This window comes from Salinifilum aidingensis (genome assembly GCF_054782015.1).
The window spans coordinates 290,880-307,685 of sequence record NZ_BAAGTH010000003.1; the positions used below are offsets into that span (position 1 = coordinate 290,880).

The following is a 16,806-nucleotide window of genomic DNA, read 5'->3' on the forward strand; positions in this document are numbered from 1 at the left end:
GCCGGGACGGGTGGACGCGCGTTCGGCCTGCGCGGCGTGCCCAGGGGCGGAACCTCTCCGGGAGGTGCCGCCACCCCCGCTCGGGTGAGGTGCCCGGGCCGGGGCGGCGCAGGCGGGGGCGTGCCTCCGGAGCCGTCCGCCGCAGGGCGCCCTCAGCCGGGCGGGGCGGGGCGCGCCCTCAGCCGGGCGGGGAAATGCCGGGCACGTACCCCTTCCCCGAGCAGTGCGGGCAGGTGCGCCACTGGGCCATGGTCATGCCGGTGCACAGGTCCTCGGTGGCCTGGATGACGTACAGCCGCGGTTCGCTCAGCGAGCGCAGACCACCGCAGGAGTGGCACACGCTGTTCGGCCCCTGACCGGCGCTCGGCGGCGTGACGTCCTCGTTCTCCGACATCGTGCGGTTCCCTCACATCGGTGGTCCGGGGTGCCGTTGCCGCCCCGGGTCGGAACGGCAGTGCGCGCACCGCGTCAACCCGATCATGGTCGATGTTTCGCCCGTCGCCAACGACCGGTACACGCGCGATTGCCGCACCATTCCGGTCCCGTCGCAACCTGCGCACTCGTGCTGTCCGGACCGGTCGGCCGTCTCCGCCACGCGGCGCCCTCCTCGTGTCGTGCCCGCACGGCAACGTACCGGCCGCGGCGGGGAGCGCGGGGAGCCGCCCGGAGCTCTCCGCGGATCCGCGCGCGAACGGTGCCGCAGGACCGCGGTGCTGCCGGGCGGGAGCGCGGCTCACCGCGGGTCGTCCACGCGCTGCGCGCCGAGTTCCCGCGTGAACAGCTGCTCGGCGCGCTCGTCGGGGTCGACCGGAGCCGCCTCCGATCCGTCCACAGGGGACGATCCGCGCAGCGTCTCCGCGGCGTCCTCCGGCACCTCGTCGGGCTCTTCCGGCGGCGGGGGGACGTCGTCCGGTTCGGGCTCGTCCGGCGGTTCGGGTGGGGGTGGCGCCGTGTCCGGCTCGGGCGGCGCGGGCACGGACGCGGCCGCGGAGCGGTCGGCATCGGCGGTGGAGGTCCGCGAGGCCCCCTCCTGCGGGGACTGCTGAGGTGCCGCCTGCCGTTCCGCCGGAGCGGGATCCGCGGACGTTCGCGGTGCCGCGCCGTCGTTCGCGGCAGGGGTGGGCGGTTCCGCGGACGCGGTGCGCGTTCCGGAGGCCGCGGGGCCTTGCTGCGCAGCGGAGGCGTCCTCAGTGCCCGAGGCGCTGCCCGGTGCGCTCGCGGTGCCCGGTGCGCTCGCGGTGCTCTGCCGGCCGGGAGCGCTCTGCGGCTGCGCCGCGGAGCCGCCCTGCTTCGCACCGTTCGGCGGGGTCGCCGCCGAGCCCTCCTCCACGCAGTGGACCTCCCACTCGCCGCCGAGGACCTCCCGCAGCGCGTCGTGCACGAAGTCCAGCCGCCGCTGCTGGGCCAGTTGTTTGACCAGCGGCGCGGTCGGCATCGTCAGCACGAGCGTGCCCTGGGCGAGGTCGTGCACCTTGGCGTTGAGCAGCAGCGCCTGCGTGGGGCGGTTGCGCTGCGACACGGCGCGCAGCAGGTCCTCCCACACGCGGCGCACCACGGCGGCGTCGTAACCGCCCTTCGTGGCCGGTTCCGCCGGAGCGGGTTCGGCCGGGGTCGATTCCACCGGTGCCGATTCCGCCGGGGTCGCAGGTGGTTCCGGCGCCGGAGAACCCGCGTGCGGCGCGGTTCCGGACTCCGCCGGTGCGGACGCCTCCTCCGCGGGCGGAGCGCCGGAGGCCTTCGCGGGGGCCGCCGCTGCGGCGGCCGGTTCGTCCGCCGGGGGCTGCGGCGCGGACTCCCGCGCGGGCTCCGCCGCCGGCGCGGACGGAGTCGCCGGCGCGGACGGGGCAGCGTGTTCCTGCTCCGCCGCGGTCGGTTCCCCCCGGACCGGGGCGATGGTCATGCGCCGCTCGACCCGTTCCAGCCGCTGCAGCAGGGCGGTGTCCGCATCGGACACGGCGGGCAGCAGCATCCGCGCGCACAGCAGTTCCAGCAGCAGCCGCGGGGCCGTCGCCCCGCGCATCTCGGACAGCCCGGTGTGCACGATGTCGGCGAACCGGGACAGCGTCGCGGCGCCGAGCTGTTCGGACTGCGTGCGCATCTTGGCGATCTCGTCCGGGCCGGCCTGCACGAGGCCGCGGTCGGCCGCGTCGGGAACCGAGTTGAGCAGCACCAGATCGCGCAGCCGCCCGAGCAGGTCCGAGGCGAAGCGCCGCGGGTCGTGGCCGGCTTCGACGAGCCGGTCGATCGTGCCGTAGACCGTGGCCGAGTCGCCCGCCGCGAGCGCGTCCACCACGTCGTCGATCAGGGCGACGTCGGTGACGCCGAGCAGTGCGACGGCGCGGTCGTAGGTGATGCCGCGCTCGCTGGCACCGGCCAGCAGCTGGTCGAGCACGCTGAGCGTGTCCCGCGGCGAACCGCTGCCCGCCTGGATCGCCAGCGGGTAGACGGCCGGTTCCACGACCACGCCCTCCTCGGCGCAGATGCGCTCGGCCAGTTCGCGCATCGTCGAGGGCGGCAGCAGCCGGAAGGGGTAGTGGTGGGTGCGCGACCGGATCGTGGTCAGCACCTTGTCCGGTTCCGTGGTGGCGAAGATGAACACGAGGTGTTCGGGGGGCTCCTCCACGATCTTCAGCAGGGCGTTGAAGCCCTGCGGGGTGACCATGTGGGCCTCGTCGATGACGAAGATGCGGTAGCGCGACTGGGCCGGCGCGTAGAAGGCGCGGTCGCGCAGCTCGCGCGTGTCGTCCACACCGCCGTGGCTGGCCGCGTCGAGCTCGACGACGTCGACGCTGCCGCCGCCCTCCGGGGCCAGGGCCGCGCAGGAGTCGCACTCGCCGCACGGATCGGGCGTGGGGCCCTGCGCGCAGTTCAGCGAGCGGGCGAGGATGCGCGCGCTCGTGGTCTTGCCGCACCCCCGGGGCCCGGAGAACAGGTAGGCGTGGTTGATCCGGCCCGAGGCCAGCGCGGTGCGCAGCGGTGCGGTGACGTGTTCCTGCCCGACGACCTCGGCGAAGGTCGCCGGCCGGTACTTGCGGTAGAGGGCGAGCGCCACGGTGGCAACCCTACGCGGTGGGACTGACGGTGCGGGTGCGACCTGGCGGGCCGGACGGCGAGCCGGCGGCGGTCGTCCGCGCCCCGCGCTCTCCGGAACGGCCCCGAACGCAAAGGGGACCTCGTGCACCCGCCAGAGCCCGCTTACCCTTGCTGCCTTCCGGCCCTGGGGGAGTTCGCAGGATGACGCCGCACGAGGTCCACGGACAGTGTAACGGGCCGACCGACGCCGCGGAAACGGGGGTGGCGAGCCGGGCGATCCCCCGGAAACCGGGGTGGTGTCCCCCGAGCGCGTGCCAGACTGCTCCGCGCACCCGTGATCACCTGATGGAAGGAAGCAGACCCGTGACCGCACCCCGCGACCCGGACGCGATGCTCGCCGGGTTCCGGCAGCAGATCGAGGACAAGCTGCAGCGAGCCGACCAGCTGAAGCAGGCGGCCTCCGAGATCCGCGGCACCGCTTCCAGCGAGGACGGCGGTGTGACGGTCGCCGTGGACCAGGGCGGGTGCCTCACCCAGCTGGACCTCACCGACCGCGCCATGCGGCAACGCCCGGAGGAGCTCTCCGCCGCGATCCTCGGCACCGTGCGGTCGGCGCAGAGCACGCTGACCGAGCAGATGCGCGCGGCCGTGGAGCCGCTGCTCGGCTCGGACGCGGAGACGCTGGAGGCCGTGCTGCAGGGCACCCGCGAGCGCTTCCCCGAGGAGTCCGCGCAGGCCCGGCCCTCCGCTGAGCCCGCAGCGGACGACGAGGACTTCAGCGGGGACAGCTGGCTCGAGGGCGGTGGTCGCTGATGGCGCAGGACGGTTTCGCGATCCACACCGACGAGATGCGCTCGCACGCGCAGCGCGTCCGCGGAGTCGCCGAGCGGATCGGCACGGCGAAAGACGCGGCGGGCGAGATCTCGCTCAACGGCGGCGAGGCCTACGGCATCCTGTGCAGCCCGGTCCTGATCCCGCTGATGGGGATGATCGAGACGATGGGCAGCGCGGCGATCGGCACGTCGCAGGCGGCCGTGGAGGGCACGGCCGCGGGGCTCGAAGCTGCGGCGGAGGAGTACGACTCCGTCGACGAAGAGGTCGTGGCATCGCTGGAGGCGATCCTGGAGGAACTGCGGGGGATCGGGCATGGCTGAGGGGAATCCGCTGGTCGAGCAGGTGGATCCGGTCGTCAGCGAGGAGGACGGCATCGCCGTCTACGACTTCGCGAACGATGCTGTGAGCGCTGCGTACAGAGGCGATTGGTGCGAGGCCGGGATCAACACCGGGGCCGCTGCGCTCGATGGAGCGATGGCCGTGGCAGATCCGTTCGGCACGCTGCTGTCCTCGGTGTTCGCCTGGATGATGGAGCACGTCTCGCCGCTGCCGGAGATGCTCGACGCGCTGGCCGGCGACCCGGACGCGGTGCAGTCGAACGCCAAGACCTGGGGCAACATCTCCCGGCACCTCTCCGACGCGGCCGCCGACATGCAGCAGGTCGTGCAGTCGGACACGGCCGGGTGGTCCGGGGCGGCCAGCGACGTCTACCGGAAGGTCGGCCTCGGTGAGGCGAAACTGATTGAGGGCGCGGGAACCGCGGCGGACGCCGTGGGCGCTGCCGTGTCCGGGGCTGGCGTGGCGGTGCACGCCGTGCGCACCATCGTGCGGGACCTCATCGCCTCGGCGATGTCGGACCTGGTGCAGTACCTCGGGCGCTCGGCGATCGCGGCCGGGGTGACGCTGGGCGCCGCGACGCCCCTGCTCGTCGCCGACGGCATCCGCGTGGTGGCGAAGTGGGCCAACCGGGTCTCCGAGTGGCTGGAGAAGATCGTCAAGAGCTTCCGGAACCTGGCGCAGATCGTCGAACGCGTGAAACCGGCGCTGTCCAAGGTCGACGAGGCGATGCAGCCGCTGAAGAGCGGGGGCGGCAAGCTTGTCTCTGGCGCGAACAGCGTGGGCAAGCCGCTGACGAACCTCTCGCGCACGGAAGAGGCCGTGTTCCACACGGTGCGGGACTCCGCGTCCGTCGGTGCGACCTACGACGATCAGGAGTACACCACGGATCAGGAGGATGCGAGGTGACGGCCACCGAGGGGAAGCGGAAGGTCCCCGAATCGAAGCCCGGCCTCGTCGCAGGAGTCACCAGCCTCGTTTTCTCAGTGGTCGGTGTGGTGCTTGTGCTCGCAGGGCTTCTCGTGATTTCGCCGCGGTTCGGAACGGATGTCGCTGGCTCCGGAGTGATCAACAGCGGAGTTGCCGAGGCGCAGCGGTGCCGCTATTCCGCAGTGCTTTCCGCTTCCGGAGAAGACCCCGGTCGGAACGTGGGCAACGGCTGGGTGTGCTGGGCGAAGGTGACCTGGGACGACGGCCAGGTGGGAGTGCACGAGGTCGAACGGTCTCAGTTGCGGCCGAAGGACGTCGGTCAATCCGTGCAGGTCGTGGCACGAGAGGTGAAGACTTCGTCCGTCGGCGGCCGCCGTGCGGAGGTGTTCCGCGCGGACTACGAGCCGTCGCCGGTGCTGGGTGGCGTTTTGATGGTCGCCTGCATCTTGGCGGGTACGCCACTGGTACTGGCTTTCCCGAGCTACCTCTGGATGCTGTACAAGCACCGCAGGCGCGAGAGAGCGCAGTGACGGCGAGCGAGCGGGCTCCCGTCCGGGACCCTCCCGCCCCGGTGCGGGGTCGTTGCCCTCGGCCTCGCTCGGGCCGCTCGCGGCGTGCGCGCCGAGCTCCTCGGCGCGAGCTCCCCGCGCACGCCCGGCCTCGCCGCCGGTCGGCGGGGCACCGACGGCCCGAGTCCGGCGCCCGACCCCCTGACCGGCGGAAGGGGCGGCGCTGCTACGCTTCTGCGCGGAGGATTGGCCGAGCGGCCTAAGGCGCACGATTGGAAATCGTGTTGGGTTAACAGCCCTCACGGGTTCGAATCCCGTATCCTCCGCTCGGAACGGCCCCGGAGCTCGCGAGCTCCGGGGCCGTCGTGCGTTCGCGGCCAACTGTCCCGGGAGCGCCCGTGTCGGCCGGGGCCTTGCGGCTCGGTGCGCCGCGGGACCGCGGCGCACCGAGCGCGCCGACCGGCCGCCCCCACCGCGGATCACGCGGGCTCACACCGCCCGCCGGTACTCCTCGTCGGTCAGCAGCCGCGAGCGGATGACGAACCGGACCCCCTCCGGGGCTTCCAGCGAGAACCCGCTGCCGCGCCCGGGGACGAGGTCGATCGTCAGGTGGGTGTGCTTCCAGTACTCGAACTGCGCGCCGGACATCCACACCGGGATCGGCTCGTCGACCCCGGGCACGCCCAGGCTGCCCAGCAGCACGTCCGAGTCACCGGTGCGGAACTCCCCGCGCGGGTAGCACATGGGCGAGCTCCCGTCGCAGCACCCGCCGGACTGGTGGAACATCAACGGTCCGTGCTCCGACCGCAGGAAGCGGAGCATCTCCACCGCCTCGTCGGTCACGTCCACGCGCTCCGGTTCGGCCATCAGAACAGCCCCAGGGGGTTCTCCGAGTAGCTCACCAGCAGGTTCTTCGTCTGCTGGTAGTGGTCCAGCATCATCTTGTGCGTCTCGCGGCCGATGCCGGACTGCTTGTAGCCGCCGAAGGCCGCGTGCGCCGGGTAGCTGTGGTAGTTGTTCACCCACACCCGACCGGCCTGGATGTCCCGGCCCGCGCGGTAGGCGGTGTTGCCGTTGCGGGACCACACGCCGGCGCCCAGGCCGTAGAGCGTGTCGTTGGCGATCTTCACCGCGTCGTCGTAGTCGTCGAAGCTCGCCACGGACACGACCGGTCCGAAGATCTCCTCCTGGAAGATCCGCTGCTTGTTGTGCCCCTCGAAGACCGTCGGCGCGACGTAGTAGCCGCCCGCGAGCTCGCCGCCCAGGTCGAGGCGCTCACCGCCGGTGCGGACCTTGGCGCCTTCCTGCTTGCCGATGTCGATGTAGGCCAGGACCTTCTCCAGCTGGTCGTTGCTGGCCTGCGCACCGATTTCCGTGCTCGTGTCCAGCGGGTTGCCCGGCTGGATGCGCTCGGTGCGCGCCACGGCGTCGGCGAGGAAGTCCTCGTAGACGGACGCCTGCACCAGCGCCCGGGACGGGCAGGTGCACACCTCGCCCTGGTTGAGGGCGAACAGCGCGAAGCCTTCGAGCGCCTTGGAGTAGAACGCGTCGTTCTTCGCGGCGACGTCGTCGAAGAAGATGTTCGGGCTCTTGCCGCCGAGCTCCACGGTGACCGGGGTGATGTTCTCGCTGGCGTACTGCAGGATCAGCCGGCCGGTGGTGGTCTCACCGGTGAAGGCGACCTTGGCGATCCGCGGGCTCGCCGCCAGCGGCTTGCCCGCCTCGGCACCGAACCCGTTGACGACGTTGAGCACGCCGGCCGGGACGAGGTCCGAGATCACCGAGAGCAGCACGTGGATCGACGCCGGGGTCTGCTCGGCGGGCTTGAGGATCACGGCGTTGCCGCCGGCGAGCGCCGGGGCGAGCTTCCAGATGGCCATGAGCAGCGGGAAGTTCCACGGGATGATCTGCCCGACGACGCCGAGCGGCTCCTGGAAGTGGTAGGCGACCGTGTCCTCGTCGATCTGCGAGATCGAGCCCTCCTGCGCGCGCAGGGCTCCGGCGAAGTAGCGGAAGTGGTCGACGGCCAGCGGCAGGTCGGCGGCCAGCGCCTCCCGCACCGGCTTGCCGTTCTCCCAGGTTTCGGCGACGGCCAGTTTCTCCAGGTTCTGCTCGATGCGGTCGGCGATCGCCAGCAGCGTGTTCGCGCGCTCGGTCGTCGAGGTCTTCGCCCACCGCGGCGCGGCGGCCTCGGCGGCCTCCAGCGCTCGGTCGACGTCCTCGCTCGTACCGCGGGCGACCTCGGTGAAGTTCTGCCCGGTGATCGGTGTGGGGTTGCTGAAGTAGCGGCCCTTGGCCGGGGGCACGTACTCGCCGCCGATGAAGTGGTCGTAGCGGGTGGCGTAGTCGACGATCGAACCGGTGGTGCCCGGTGCCGTGTACACCGTCATGGATGTGCCTCCTCGCGGGCATCGGCACGCCGCCGCGCGGCGACGTGTCGGCGTTCACATGTGGCGCACATCCTGCGAACACCTGCGTTGCATCCGCGTTGCATCGCGTGCGCTGCGCAAACGCGGCGCAGCGCGGTGGGGGTTGTTCGCGAGGTCGATCACGCGCATCCTTGACCGGATCAACGACGGCGATGTGGTCAGCTCCGCGATCGCGCTCCGCGCGATGGTTCGCGGCGAAGGGCGCGTTGATCGACCGAGGTGCGCGCGGCGATGCGAGGAACGGACCAGGGCGGCACGGGTGAGCGGCCGGGGCAGGGGCACCTGCTCCGGCAGGTGCACGACGACGTGCTGTCGGGCCGGCGCGCCGCCGCGCGGCCGCGCGATCTCGTCCACGCCTCGTGGCAGCGCTCCCTGGCCGCCGAGGTGGATCCGGACGCGGAGGAGCCCCCGGTCGCGCTGAACACCGATCAGCTCCTCGGCGTCCGCGACCGGCACCCGCTGTCGCGGAGCGTGCCGACGTTCCGGCAGATGCTGTTCGACTCGGTCGGCGACATGCCCTACATCATGATCGTCACCGACGAGCAGGGCACGATCCTGTGGCGCGAGGGGCATTCGCGGGTGTGCCGCGCCGCCGACCGGGTGCTGCTGTCCGAGGGCACGCGGTGGTCGGAGAACGTGATCGGCACGAACGCGATGGGCACGGCCCTGGCCACCGGGGACGCCGTGCAGATCCACTCGGCGGAGCACCTGGTGCGCACGTACCACGCGTGGACCTGCGCGGCCAGCCCGATCCGCGACCCGGAGACCGGGCGGCTGCTCGGCGTGCTCGACATCAGCGGCCCCGCGCACACGGCCCACCCGGCGCTGCGGGCGCTGGTGACCGCGAGCGCGCGGCTGGCCGAAGGCCGCATCGAGCAGGACGTCCGGTTGCGCGACGAGCGCATCCGCGAGCGCCACCGGGACGTGCTGCGCGCGCAGCCCGGGGAGCCCGCGGCGCTGCTGAGCTCCACCGGCCGGGTGATCGAGTCCGCGCCCGGCGACCTCGCCCTGCCGGAGCGGGTGCTGCCGGACGGCTCCTCGGGGGCGGTGGTGCTGGCCGACGGCCGCGAGGCGGTGGTGGAGCCCCTCGACGAGGGGTACCTGCTGCGGGTGCCGCAGCGCAGCCGCAGGCAGGGCGGGGAACACCCCGTGCTGCGGCTGCGGCTGCTCGGGCGCGGTCGGCCGGCCGCGGAGCTGGACGGACGCGCGGTCCCGCTGGGCATGCGGCACGCCGAGCTGCTGACCGCGCTGGCGGTGCGGCAGGACGGGGTCAACGCCGAACGGCTGGCGCTGCTGGTGCACGGCGAGCGCGGCAACCCGGTGACCGTGCGCGCCGAGATCCACCGGTTGCGCGCGCACCTCGGCGGCGACCTGGTGCGGACGAAGCCGTACCGGCTCGATGCCCAGGTGCGGGCGGACTTCCAGCAGGTGCGGGAGGCGCTGCGGCGCGGAGAGGTGCGGGAGGCGTTCGAGCTGCACGGAGCGGGGCTGCTGCCGGACTCCGAGGCCCCGGGCATCGTGGCCGAACGCGAGGACCTGGCGGTGGGCGTGCGCACGGCGGTGCTGCACAGCGAGGACCCGGACCTGCTGTGGGACTACGTCACCGGCGAGTCCGGTGCCGAGGACGTGGAGGCCCTGGAGCGGTTGCGGCGGCTGCTGCCGGCGGGCGACTGGCGCGGTGGCAGCGTGCGCGCGCGGCTCGCCCGGGCCGAGGGCGCCGAGGCCTGAAGCGGCGCTCACACCGCCAGGTGGCGGGCGAGGAAGTCCAGCGCGCGGGGGTAGGCGTCGAGCCGGTTGCCGCGCCGGGCCAGGCCGTGCCCCTCGTCGCCGTAGACGACGAGTTCGCACTCCACCCCGTTGCGGCGCACCGAGGTGGTGATCTGCTCGGCCTCGGACAGCGGCACGCGCGGATCGTTGGCCCCGTGCAGCACGAACAGCGGCGCGCGGATCTTCTCGGCGTGGTGCAGCGGTGAGATGGAGCGGAGGAACTCGGCGTCCTCGTGCGCTGATCCGTACTCGCGCTCCCGGTGCGCGCGTCGGTAGGGGGCGGTGTTCGCCAGGAACGTCAGCAGCGAGGAGATCCCGACGACGTCCACGCCCGCGGCCCAGAGCTCGGGTTGGAAGGCGAGGCCGGCGAGCACCATGTAGCCGCCGTAGGACCCGCCCCACAGCGCGGCGCGCCCGGGATCGCAGCCGAGCTGCGGCAGCCACGCGTGCACGTCGGCCAGGTCGTCCACAGCGGACATCCGCGCGCGCCCGTCGTCCGCGGAGTACCACTGCTTGCCGTAACCGGTGGAGCCCCGCACGTTCGGCAGGACGACGGTGTGGCCGCGCGCGGCGAGCGCCTGCGCGATCGGGTTGAACGTCCGCACCGACTGCCCTTCCGGTCCACCGTGGACGATGACGACGGCGGAACCGCGCACGGCGGGGCCCGCGGTTCCGGCGGTACTGCCCCGGTACACCAGGCACGGGATGTGCAGGCCGTCGCGCGCCGGGACGCGGTGCTGCACCGGTTCGGCCAGCGCCGCCGCGCGCTCACCGGCCGAGTCGGTCAGCGCGCGGCAGCGCCCGGTCGCGGTGTCCACCAGCAGCACGTCCCCGGGGGACGACGCGGAGCTCCAGGACAGCGCGAACTGCCGCCCGTCCGGGGAGAACGCCGGCTCCGGCAGCGGGTGCGCGCACCACCCCGCGCCGGGCAGCTGCACGGCGCGCAGGAACCGCCCGTCGTCGGCGTCGTGCAGCGTCAGCCGCGAGGTGCCGCCGGCGTTGTCGTGCACCAGCAGCGTCGAGCCGTCCGGCGAGACCCAGCCGGTCAGGTCGTGCTCCGCGGCGGGGCCCGCCGCGGCGTCGGCGGCGCCGTCCGCGTCGGGCACGAGCCACCGGTGCTCGCCGCCGCGCGGGGCCGTCCGGGCGATGCCCGTGCGGTCGCGCCCGGCGTTCGAGGTCACCAGCAGCTCGCCGCTGCGGGTCCACCCCGGCCTGGTGTGCCGCGCGTGCTCGCGGGCACCGGTGACCGCGCGGAAGGTCCCGGCGGGTGCGGTGTCGACGAGCAGCAGCTGCTCGGACAGCGCGGGCTCGGCGGGCACGGTCACCGCCACGCGGCGGCCGTCCGGCGCGGCGGCCGCCTCGGCGACCATGCCGCCGCCGGCGTAGACGACGTGCTCCGCGCCGGTGTCGACCTCGTGCACGACCACGTCGAAGTCCACGCCGTTGCGCCGGTTCGTCGCGTACACCACGCGGCCGGGCAGCACGTCCACCAGCCGGTGCACGTACCGCGCGTCCCGCACCAGCGGTGCCAGGTCGCCGCTGGTGGCCGGCGGCGCGCCCGGTTCGACGGGCAGCAGCGACAGCTGCGTCCGCTCGTCCCCGTCGGCGTCGTGCTGCACGACCACGGCCCGCCGGTCGGGCAGGTAGCGGCCGGTGACGGCTCCGGGCAGCGCGGTCAACCGCCGGGACGCGGCGGCCCCGCCGCCCGCGTCGATCTCGACGAGCTGCACCGACCCGGACTCGTCCGACCCGGCCAGCACCCGGCCGGCCGCGTCGAGGTCGAGGGCGCGCCGGCTGACCAGGCGCAGCAGCTCCGCGATGTCCAGGGGCATGCGATCACCATGGCACGGGCGAGGCGGTCTGCGAAGGACGCGCGCGTGCGCGGCGGGTGCCGTGCGGGTGGCCCTTCCCGTCTACGCTGGAGGCGTAGCCGCGCGGACACCGCTTCGCGCCAGCGGACTCGGCGAGGAGGACCAAGTGCAACCTGGAGCGGGGCAGCCCGGAGGGACGTCGGGCGGTCAGCCCAACATGCAGGAGATCCTGCAGCAGGCGCAGGAGATGCAGCAGAAGCTGATGAGCGCGCAGCAGGAGCTCGCGGACGCGGAGGTGACCGGCAGCGCGGGCGGTGGCCTGGTCCAGGCCGTGGTCAACGGCACCGGTGAGCTGCAGTCGATGACGATCGACCCGAAGGCCGTCGACCCGGAGGACACCGAGACCCTCTCGGACATGGTCGTGGCGGCGGTGCGCGACGCCAACCGGGCCGCGCAGGAGATGCAGGCCGAGAAGATGGGACCGCTGGCCGGTGGCCTCGGCGGTCAGGGCGGTGGCCAGGGCCCGGCCGACCTGGGTGGTCTGGGACTGCCCGGCCTGGGCTGAGAGGTGAGGCGAGACAGCCGTGTACGAGGGGCCCGTCCAGGACTTGATCGACGAGCTCGGCAGGTTGCCGGGGGTCGGTCCGAAGAGCGCGCAGCGCATCGCCTTCCACCTGCTCGCGTCGGAACCGGCGGATGTGAACCGCCTGCAGGAGGCGCTGCAGAAGGTCTCCGACGGGGTGCAGTTCTGCGAGGTGTGCGGCAACGTCTCCGAGCAGGAGCGCTGCCGCATCTGCCAGGACGCGCGCCGCGATCCGGCGCTGGTGTGCGTCGTGGAGGAGCCGAAGGACGTGCTGGCGGTCGAGCGGACCGGTGAGTTCCGCGGCCGCTACCACGTGCTCGGGGGTGCGCTGGACCCGTTGTCCGGCGTCGGCCCGGACCAGCTGCGGGTGCGCGAGCTGATGCGGCGCATCGGCGCGGACGGGATCACCGAGGTGATCATCGCGACCGATCCGAACACCGAGGGCGAGGCCACGGCGACCTACCTGACGCGGATGCTCAAGGAGTTCCCGGGCCTGAACGTCACCCGGCTGGCCTCCGGGCTGCCGATGGGTGGCGACCTGGAGTTCGCCGACGAGCTCACCCTGGGGCGCGCGCTGTCCGGTCGGCGCGACGCCAGCTGAGGTCACCGGTGCGGCCCGGGCGGTCCGCGGCGCCCGGGCCGCGCGGTGCGCCGGTGCCGGGGCGGTGGGGCGCGGCGTTTATCCTGGGGACCGGTCGGCTCAGGTGCGGTTCGACGGCGGTTGGGTGCGCGGACACCCGCGCGCACCGGCGCGGTGTCGTCCCCGAGGCCGTGCGCGGAACCCAGTCGGAGGCAGTGGAGACGTGAGTTACAGCGGTGCGCCCCGGTGCACGAACTGCGACAACCGGGCGATTCTGGACCGGCGGACCGCGGAGCGCCTGACTGCCGAGTCCGCCGGGCTGCTCGTGGGCTACGAGTGCCCCGCGGGCTACGGGGTGCACGTCTGGAACCCGGACTTCGAGCGGCTCATGGTCCCCGGGGTGGACTCGCCCTGAACCGGTGCGGCCGGGTTGTCAGCACGGACGCCCCTGCGCACCCCCGTTAGCATTCCCGCATGGACGTTCAGCGGTTGCGCCTGCTGCGCGAGTTCGCGGACCGCGGCACGGTGCACGCGGTGGCGCGGGCGCTGTCGTACACGCCGTCGGCCGTGTCGCAGCAGCTGCGCGCCCTGCAGGCGGAGGCGGGGGTGCAGCTGACGGAGGCGGCGGGCCGCGGGCTGCGGCTCACCGACGCGGGGCGGGCGCTGGCCGCGCGGGCCGACGACGTGCTGGCCGCGCTGGACGCGGCCGAGGCGGAGATGGACGCCTACCGCCGCACCCCGCGCGGGACCGTGCGCGTGGCGGCCTTCCCCTCCGGAGCGGCGCTGCTGTTCCCCGGGCTGCTGCGGCGCCTCGCGGAGTACCCGCAGGTGCGGGTGGAGTGCCGCGATCTGGAGAGCTCGCCGTCGGTGCTGGCGGGGCTCGTGGCGGACTTCGACCTGGTGGTGACGCACCGCGACGACCACGCCGCGCCGTTCGACGAGGCGCGGTGGGACGTGGCGCCGCTGCTGCGCGAGCCGCTGGACGTGGCGCTGCCGCCGGAGCACCCGCTGGTGCGGCGGGAGCGCGTGGCCCCCGGGGAGCTGGCCGGTGAGTCGTGGATCAGCGTGGACGTGGGGTTCCCGGTGGACGACGTGCTGCGGTCGCTGGCGGTGCGCACCGGGGTGCGCCCGCACGTGGTGCAGCGCGTCAACGATTTCCGCGTGATCGAGCGGCTCGTGACCGACGGGCACGGCATCGCCCTGCTCCCGCGGTACACGGTGGACCGGTCCGCGGTGGTGCTGCGGCCGCTGGCCGGCGTGCGCGCGGGGCGTCAGCTGGAGGTGGTCTCGCGTCGCGGTGCCGTGCAGCGCGCCGCCGTGCGCCCCGTGCTGCAGGAGCTCTCCGCCGAGGCCGCCGCGCTCGCCACCTGAGGCACCCGGCCGGGGTGTGCGTTTCGCGGGAAATGTGAACCGCCCACGGCGGGGACGGGTGCGGGAAGTGACCCGCGCCCCGGTGGTCGTGCCCGGCGCACCCGCGCGGGGCGGGTGCGCCGGTGATCGCCGTTGCGGGCAGTTCACCGCGGTGCGGGAGCGCCCCCGGCTCACCCCGCACCGGGGACGCTGGGCCGGGGTCACGCCGCCGGGCGCCTCACCGCTGCGCGCGGTTCACCGCGGACACGACGGCCCGCAGCGAGGCCGCGACGGTCGAGGCGTCGATGCCCACGCCCCAGTGGACCTCGCCGTCGATGGAGCACTCCAGGTACGCCGCGGCGCGCGCGTCGTCCCCGGCGGTCATCGCGTGCTGGTGGTAGTCCAGGACGCGCACGTCGTAGCCGATCGTCGACAGCGCGTCCACGAACGCCGAGACCGGGCCGTTGCCGGCGCCGGTGATCTCGCGCTCGGCGCCGTCCACGAGCACCGTCGCGCTGATCGACTCCTCGCCGCCGTCACCGGAGACCTGCTGGCGCACGACGCTCAGCGGGTGCTGCTCCGGCAGGTACTCCTCGGAGAACACCTGCCACATCTCCTCCGGGGCGACCTCGCCGCCCCCGCCGTCGGTGCGCTGCTGCACCGCCTTGGAGAACTCGATCTGCAGCTTGCGCGGCAGGTCCAGCTGGTGCTCGGTCTTCATCACGTAGGCGACGCCGCCCTTGCCGGACTGCGAGTTGACCCGGATGACCGCCTCGTAGTTGCGGCCCACGTCCTTCGGGTCGATCGGCAGGTACGGCACCTCCCACGGGTAGTCCTCGAAGGGGCCGCCCTCGTCCTCCGCGTCCTTGCGCAGCGCATCCAGGCCCTTGTTGATCGCGTCCTGGTGGCTGCCGGAGAACGCGGTGTAGACCAGCTCGCCGCCCCACGGGTGGCGCTCGTGCACGGGCAGCTGGTTGCAGTGCTCGACGGTGCGCTTGACGTAGTCGATGTCGGAGAAGTCGATCTGCGGGTCCACGCCCTGGCTGAACAGGTTCATGCCCAGCGCGACCAGGTCGACGTTGCCGGTGCGCTCGCCGTTGCCGAACAGGCAGCCCTCGATGCGGTCGCCGCCGGCCTGGTAGCCGAGCTCGGCCGCGGCGATGGCCGTGCCCCGGTCGTTGTGCGGGTGCAGCGACAGGATGATCGAGTCGCGCCGCGCCAGGTTGCGGTGCATCCACTCGATCGAGTCGGCGTAGACGTTCGGCGTGGCCATCTCGACCGTGGCGGGCAGGTTGATGATCATCGGCCGTTCCGGTGTCGGCTGGATGATCTCCGAGACCGCGTCGCTGATCTCCACGGCGAAGTCGAGCTCGGTGCCGGTGTAGGACTCCGGCGAGTACTGGAAGCGGAAGTCGGTGTCCGGGTACTTCGCCGCGTACTCCTTGACCAGCTCGGCCGCGGACGTGGCGATCTTCTTGATGCCCTCGCGCTCCTCGCCGAACACGACGCGGCGCTGGGCGATCGAGGTGGAGTTGTAGAAGTGCACGACCGCCTGCGGCGCGCCCTCCAGCGCTGCGAACGTGCGCTCGATCAGGTCGGCGCGGCACTGGGTCAGCACCTGGACGCGCACGTCACCCGGGATCGCGTCGTCCTCGATGATCTCGCGGATGAAGTCGTAGTCGGTCTGGCTCGCGGCGGGGAACCCGACCTCGATCTCCTTGTAGCCCATGGCCACGAGCAGGTCGAACATGCGGCGCTTGCGCGCGGGCGACATCGGGTCGATCAGCGCCTGGTTGCCGTCGCGCAGGTCCACCGCGCACCACAGCGGCGCCCGGGTGATGCGCTGGTCCGGCCAGGTGCGGTCGGGCAGCGAGATGTCCTCGACCAGTTCGGAGAACGGCCGGTAGCGGTGCACCGGCATCGAGCTGCCGCGCTGCGGGTTCCACGCGGGCTGGCCGGCCGGTGCGGGCTTGGCGGGCGTGCTGATGCGTCCGGAGGTCGGGGACTGCGGCTGTTCCGGGAAGGTCATCGGAAAGGAAGCTCCTGCTCTGCGTTGCCGGTTCGGAACGACCGGCGCGTTGGTTCCCCGCGACGAGGGGCCGGTCTCAGTGGACCCCGTCGCGGCGAATAAGCAGGAGGAAGCGCGCCATGGTGCTCAAGAGTAACCACACGCCGCGCCCGCTTGGCAAACCCGTCTTCTCGCATTCTGGGAAGGCGCTGGTGGAGAGGAAGGGGTGATCACCCGTGCGGAGGGCGCCGCGTCGGCGGGTCACAGCCGGTGCAGTCCGGCGAGGACGCGTTCCAGCAGTGCGCGGTCGAACGGCATCTCCGGATGTGGCTCTACCTCTGTGCGCTGCGCGGACGGTGCTTCCGCGGGCGCGCGCGAGCGCACGCGCGTGCGGTGGGGCGTGTTCGCGGCGGCGGCCGCGGTGGTGCGGGTGCCCGCCGGGGCCGCGGTGGCCGGTGCTGCTGCGGCGCGGTGCGCGGTGGCGGAGGTGTTCCGGCTGGTGGGACGCGGGGCGCCCTCGTGCGCCGCGCCGCGGGGTGCCGGCCCGGGCGGTGACGGTGTGGCCTGTGTCGAGGCGGCCGGTGTCGGGGCGGGCGGTGCCGGAGCGGCCGGGGCCGGGGAGGGCGGCGTCGAGAC

15 protein-coding genes, 1 tRNA gene and 1 other RNA gene are annotated in these 16,806 nt (G+C 73.4%); 10 read left to right on the plus strand and 7 right to left on the minus strand.

What is annotated here, in order from left to right:
* Window positions 1–178 precede the first annotated feature (178 nt).
* From ACYVJE_RS06415 to ffs, 3 genes are all read right to left on the minus strand, one after another.
* Complete coding sequence (locus tag ACYVJE_RS06415) at window positions 179–394, minus strand: hypothetical protein (protein ID WP_459157931.1); 216 nt, start codon at window positions 392–394, stop codon at window positions 179–181.
* A gap of 339 nt (window positions 395–733) precedes the next feature.
* Window positions 734–3,052, minus strand: a complete 2,319-nt coding sequence (locus tag ACYVJE_RS06420; protein WP_461143704.1) for a DNA polymerase III subunit gamma and tau — start codon at window positions 3,050–3,052, stop codon at window positions 734–736.
* A gap of 110 nt (window positions 3,053–3,162) precedes the next feature.
* Window positions 3,163–3,256, minus strand: an RNA gene (ffs, locus tag ACYVJE_RS06425) — signal recognition particle sRNA small type.
* A gap of 140 nt (window positions 3,257–3,396) precedes the next feature.
* Between ffs and ACYVJE_RS06430 the strand changes: the two genes are divergently transcribed.
* The 5 genes from ACYVJE_RS06430 (at window position 3,397) to ACYVJE_RS06450 (ending at window position 5,968) form a co-directional block, all read left to right on the plus strand.
* Complete coding sequence (locus ACYVJE_RS06430) at window positions 3,397–3,846, plus strand: YbaB/EbfC family nucleoid-associated protein (RefSeq protein ID WP_461143705.1); 450 nt, start codon at window positions 3,397–3,399, stop codon at window positions 3,844–3,846.
* Window positions 3,846–4,187 (plus strand): type VII secretion target, encoded by a 342-nt coding sequence (locus ACYVJE_RS06435; protein WP_461143706.1) that lies wholly within the window; start codon window positions 3,846–3,848, stop codon window positions 4,185–4,187. The genes ACYVJE_RS06430 and ACYVJE_RS06435 overlap by 1 nt, the downstream gene beginning before the upstream one ends.
* A complete protein-coding gene (locus ACYVJE_RS06440; RefSeq protein WP_461143707.1) occupies window positions 4,180–5,112 on the plus strand; it encodes a WXG100 family type VII secretion target in 933 nt (310 codons plus the stop codon). Before ACYVJE_RS06435 ends, ACYVJE_RS06440 begins: the two co-directional genes overlap by 8 nt.
* Window positions 5,109–5,663 carry a DUF6346 domain-containing protein gene (locus ACYVJE_RS06445; RefSeq protein WP_461143708.1) on the plus strand — a complete coding sequence of 185 codons (555 nt, stop codon included), beginning with the start codon at window positions 5,109–5,111 and terminating at the stop codon, window positions 5,661–5,663. The genes ACYVJE_RS06440 and ACYVJE_RS06445 overlap by 4 nt, the downstream gene beginning before the upstream one ends.
* Before the next feature lie 219 nt (window positions 5,664–5,882).
* Window positions 5,883–5,968 (plus strand) — tRNA-Ser (locus ACYVJE_RS06450).
* A 163-nt stretch (window positions 5,969–6,131) separates the two neighbouring features.
* Here ACYVJE_RS06450 and ACYVJE_RS06455 read toward each other — a convergent pair.
* Both ACYVJE_RS06455 and exaC read right to left on the minus strand, forming a co-directional pair.
* The gene (locus ACYVJE_RS06455; RefSeq protein WP_459157937.1) at window positions 6,132–6,509 is read right to left on the minus strand and encodes a DUF779 domain-containing protein; all 378 of its coding nucleotides are present in this window, start codon (window positions 6,507–6,509) and stop codon (window positions 6,132–6,134) included.
* Window positions 6,509–8,032: an acetaldehyde dehydrogenase ExaC gene (exaC, locus tag ACYVJE_RS06460; RefSeq protein WP_459157938.1), complete on the minus strand. Its 1,524-nt coding sequence runs from the start codon at window positions 8,030–8,032 to the stop codon at window positions 6,509–6,511. Before exaC ends, ACYVJE_RS06455 begins: the two co-directional genes overlap by 1 nt.
* 270 nt (window positions 8,033–8,302) lie before the next feature.
* Between exaC and ACYVJE_RS06465 the strand changes: the two genes are divergently transcribed.
* The gene (locus ACYVJE_RS06465; RefSeq protein ID WP_461143709.1) at window positions 8,303–9,799 is read left to right on the plus strand and encodes a GAF domain-containing protein; all 1,497 of its coding nucleotides are present in this window, start codon (window positions 8,303–8,305) and stop codon (window positions 9,797–9,799) included.
* Window positions 9,800–9,807: 8 nt separating this feature from the next.
* Here the strand turns inward: ACYVJE_RS06465 and ACYVJE_RS06470 are convergent, their stop codons facing one another.
* The gene (locus tag ACYVJE_RS06470; RefSeq protein ID WP_461143710.1) at window positions 9,808–11,670 is read right to left on the minus strand and encodes a S9 family peptidase; all 1,863 of its coding nucleotides are present in this window, start codon (window positions 11,668–11,670) and stop codon (window positions 9,808–9,810) included.
* A gap of 145 nt (window positions 11,671–11,815) precedes the next feature.
* Between ACYVJE_RS06470 and ACYVJE_RS06475 the strand changes: the two genes are divergently transcribed.
* The 4 genes from ACYVJE_RS06475 to ACYVJE_RS06490 all read left to right on the plus strand — a co-directional run bounded on the left by ACYVJE_RS06475 (window position 11,816) and on the right by ACYVJE_RS06490 (window position 14,183).
* Window positions 11,816–12,214, plus strand: a complete 399-nt coding sequence (locus ACYVJE_RS06475; protein WP_461143711.1) for a YbaB/EbfC family nucleoid-associated protein — start codon at window positions 11,816–11,818, stop codon at window positions 12,212–12,214.
* A 19-nt stretch (window positions 12,215–12,233) separates the two neighbouring features.
* On the plus strand, window positions 12,234–12,833 hold the full coding sequence (gene recR / locus ACYVJE_RS06480) for a recombination mediator RecR (protein ID WP_459157942.1): 600 nt from the start codon (window positions 12,234–12,236) through the stop codon (window positions 12,831–12,833).
* Window positions 12,834–13,035: 202 nt separating this feature from the next.
* Window positions 13,036–13,227 (plus strand): hypothetical protein, encoded by a 192-nt coding sequence (locus ACYVJE_RS06485; protein ID WP_459157943.1) that lies wholly within the window; start codon window positions 13,036–13,038, stop codon window positions 13,225–13,227.
* Between the two features lie 59 nt (window positions 13,228–13,286).
* Window positions 13,287–14,183, plus strand: a complete 897-nt coding sequence (locus ACYVJE_RS06490) for a LysR family transcriptional regulator (RefSeq protein ID WP_461143712.1) — start codon at window positions 13,287–13,289, stop codon at window positions 14,181–14,183.
* A 217-nt stretch (window positions 14,184–14,400) separates the two neighbouring features.
* On the opposite strand, the gene leuA is transcribed toward ACYVJE_RS06490, so the two are convergent.
* A complete protein-coding gene (gene leuA / locus ACYVJE_RS06495; protein WP_461143713.1) occupies window positions 14,401–16,191 on the minus strand; it encodes a 2-isopropylmalate synthase in 1,791 nt (596 codons plus the stop codon).
* Between the last annotated feature and the right edge of the window lie 615 nt (window positions 16,192–16,806).

What these genes read in the sequence shown, in the direction of transcription:
- ACYVJE_RS06415 (WP_459157931.1), bottom strand. Translation starts at nt 394, where the DNA reads ATGTCGGAGAACGAGGACGTCACGCCGCCGAGCGCCGGTCAGGGGCCG.
- ACYVJE_RS06435 (WP_461143706.1), top strand. Translation starts at nt 3,846, where the DNA reads ATGGCGCAGGACGGTTTCGCGATCCACACCGACGAGATGCGCTCGCAC.
- ACYVJE_RS06440 (WP_461143707.1), top strand. Translation starts at nt 4,180, where the DNA reads ATGGCTGAGGGGAATCCGCTGGTCGAGCAGGTGGATCCGGTCGTCAGC.
- ACYVJE_RS06455 (WP_459157937.1), bottom strand. Translation starts at nt 6,509, where the DNA reads ATGGCCGAACCGGAGCGCGTGGACGTGACCGACGAGGCGGTGGAGATG.
- exaC (WP_459157938.1), bottom strand. Translation starts at nt 8,032, where the DNA reads ATGACGGTGTACACGGCACCGGGCACCACCGGTTCGATCGTCGACTAC.
- ACYVJE_RS06465 (WP_461143709.1), top strand. Translation starts at nt 8,303, where the DNA reads ATGCGAGGAACGGACCAGGGCGGCACGGGTGAGCGGCCGGGGCAGGGG.
- ACYVJE_RS06470 (WP_461143710.1), bottom strand. Translation starts at nt 11,670, where the DNA reads ATGCCCCTGGACATCGCGGAGCTGCTGCGCCTGGTCAGCCGGCGCGCC.
- ACYVJE_RS06490 (WP_461143712.1), top strand. Translation starts at nt 13,287, where the DNA reads ATGGACGTTCAGCGGTTGCGCCTGCTGCGCGAGTTCGCGGACCGCGGC.
- leuA (WP_461143713.1), bottom strand. Translation starts at nt 16,191, where the DNA reads ATGACCTTCCCGGAACAGCCGCAGTCCCCGACCTCCGGACGCATCAGC.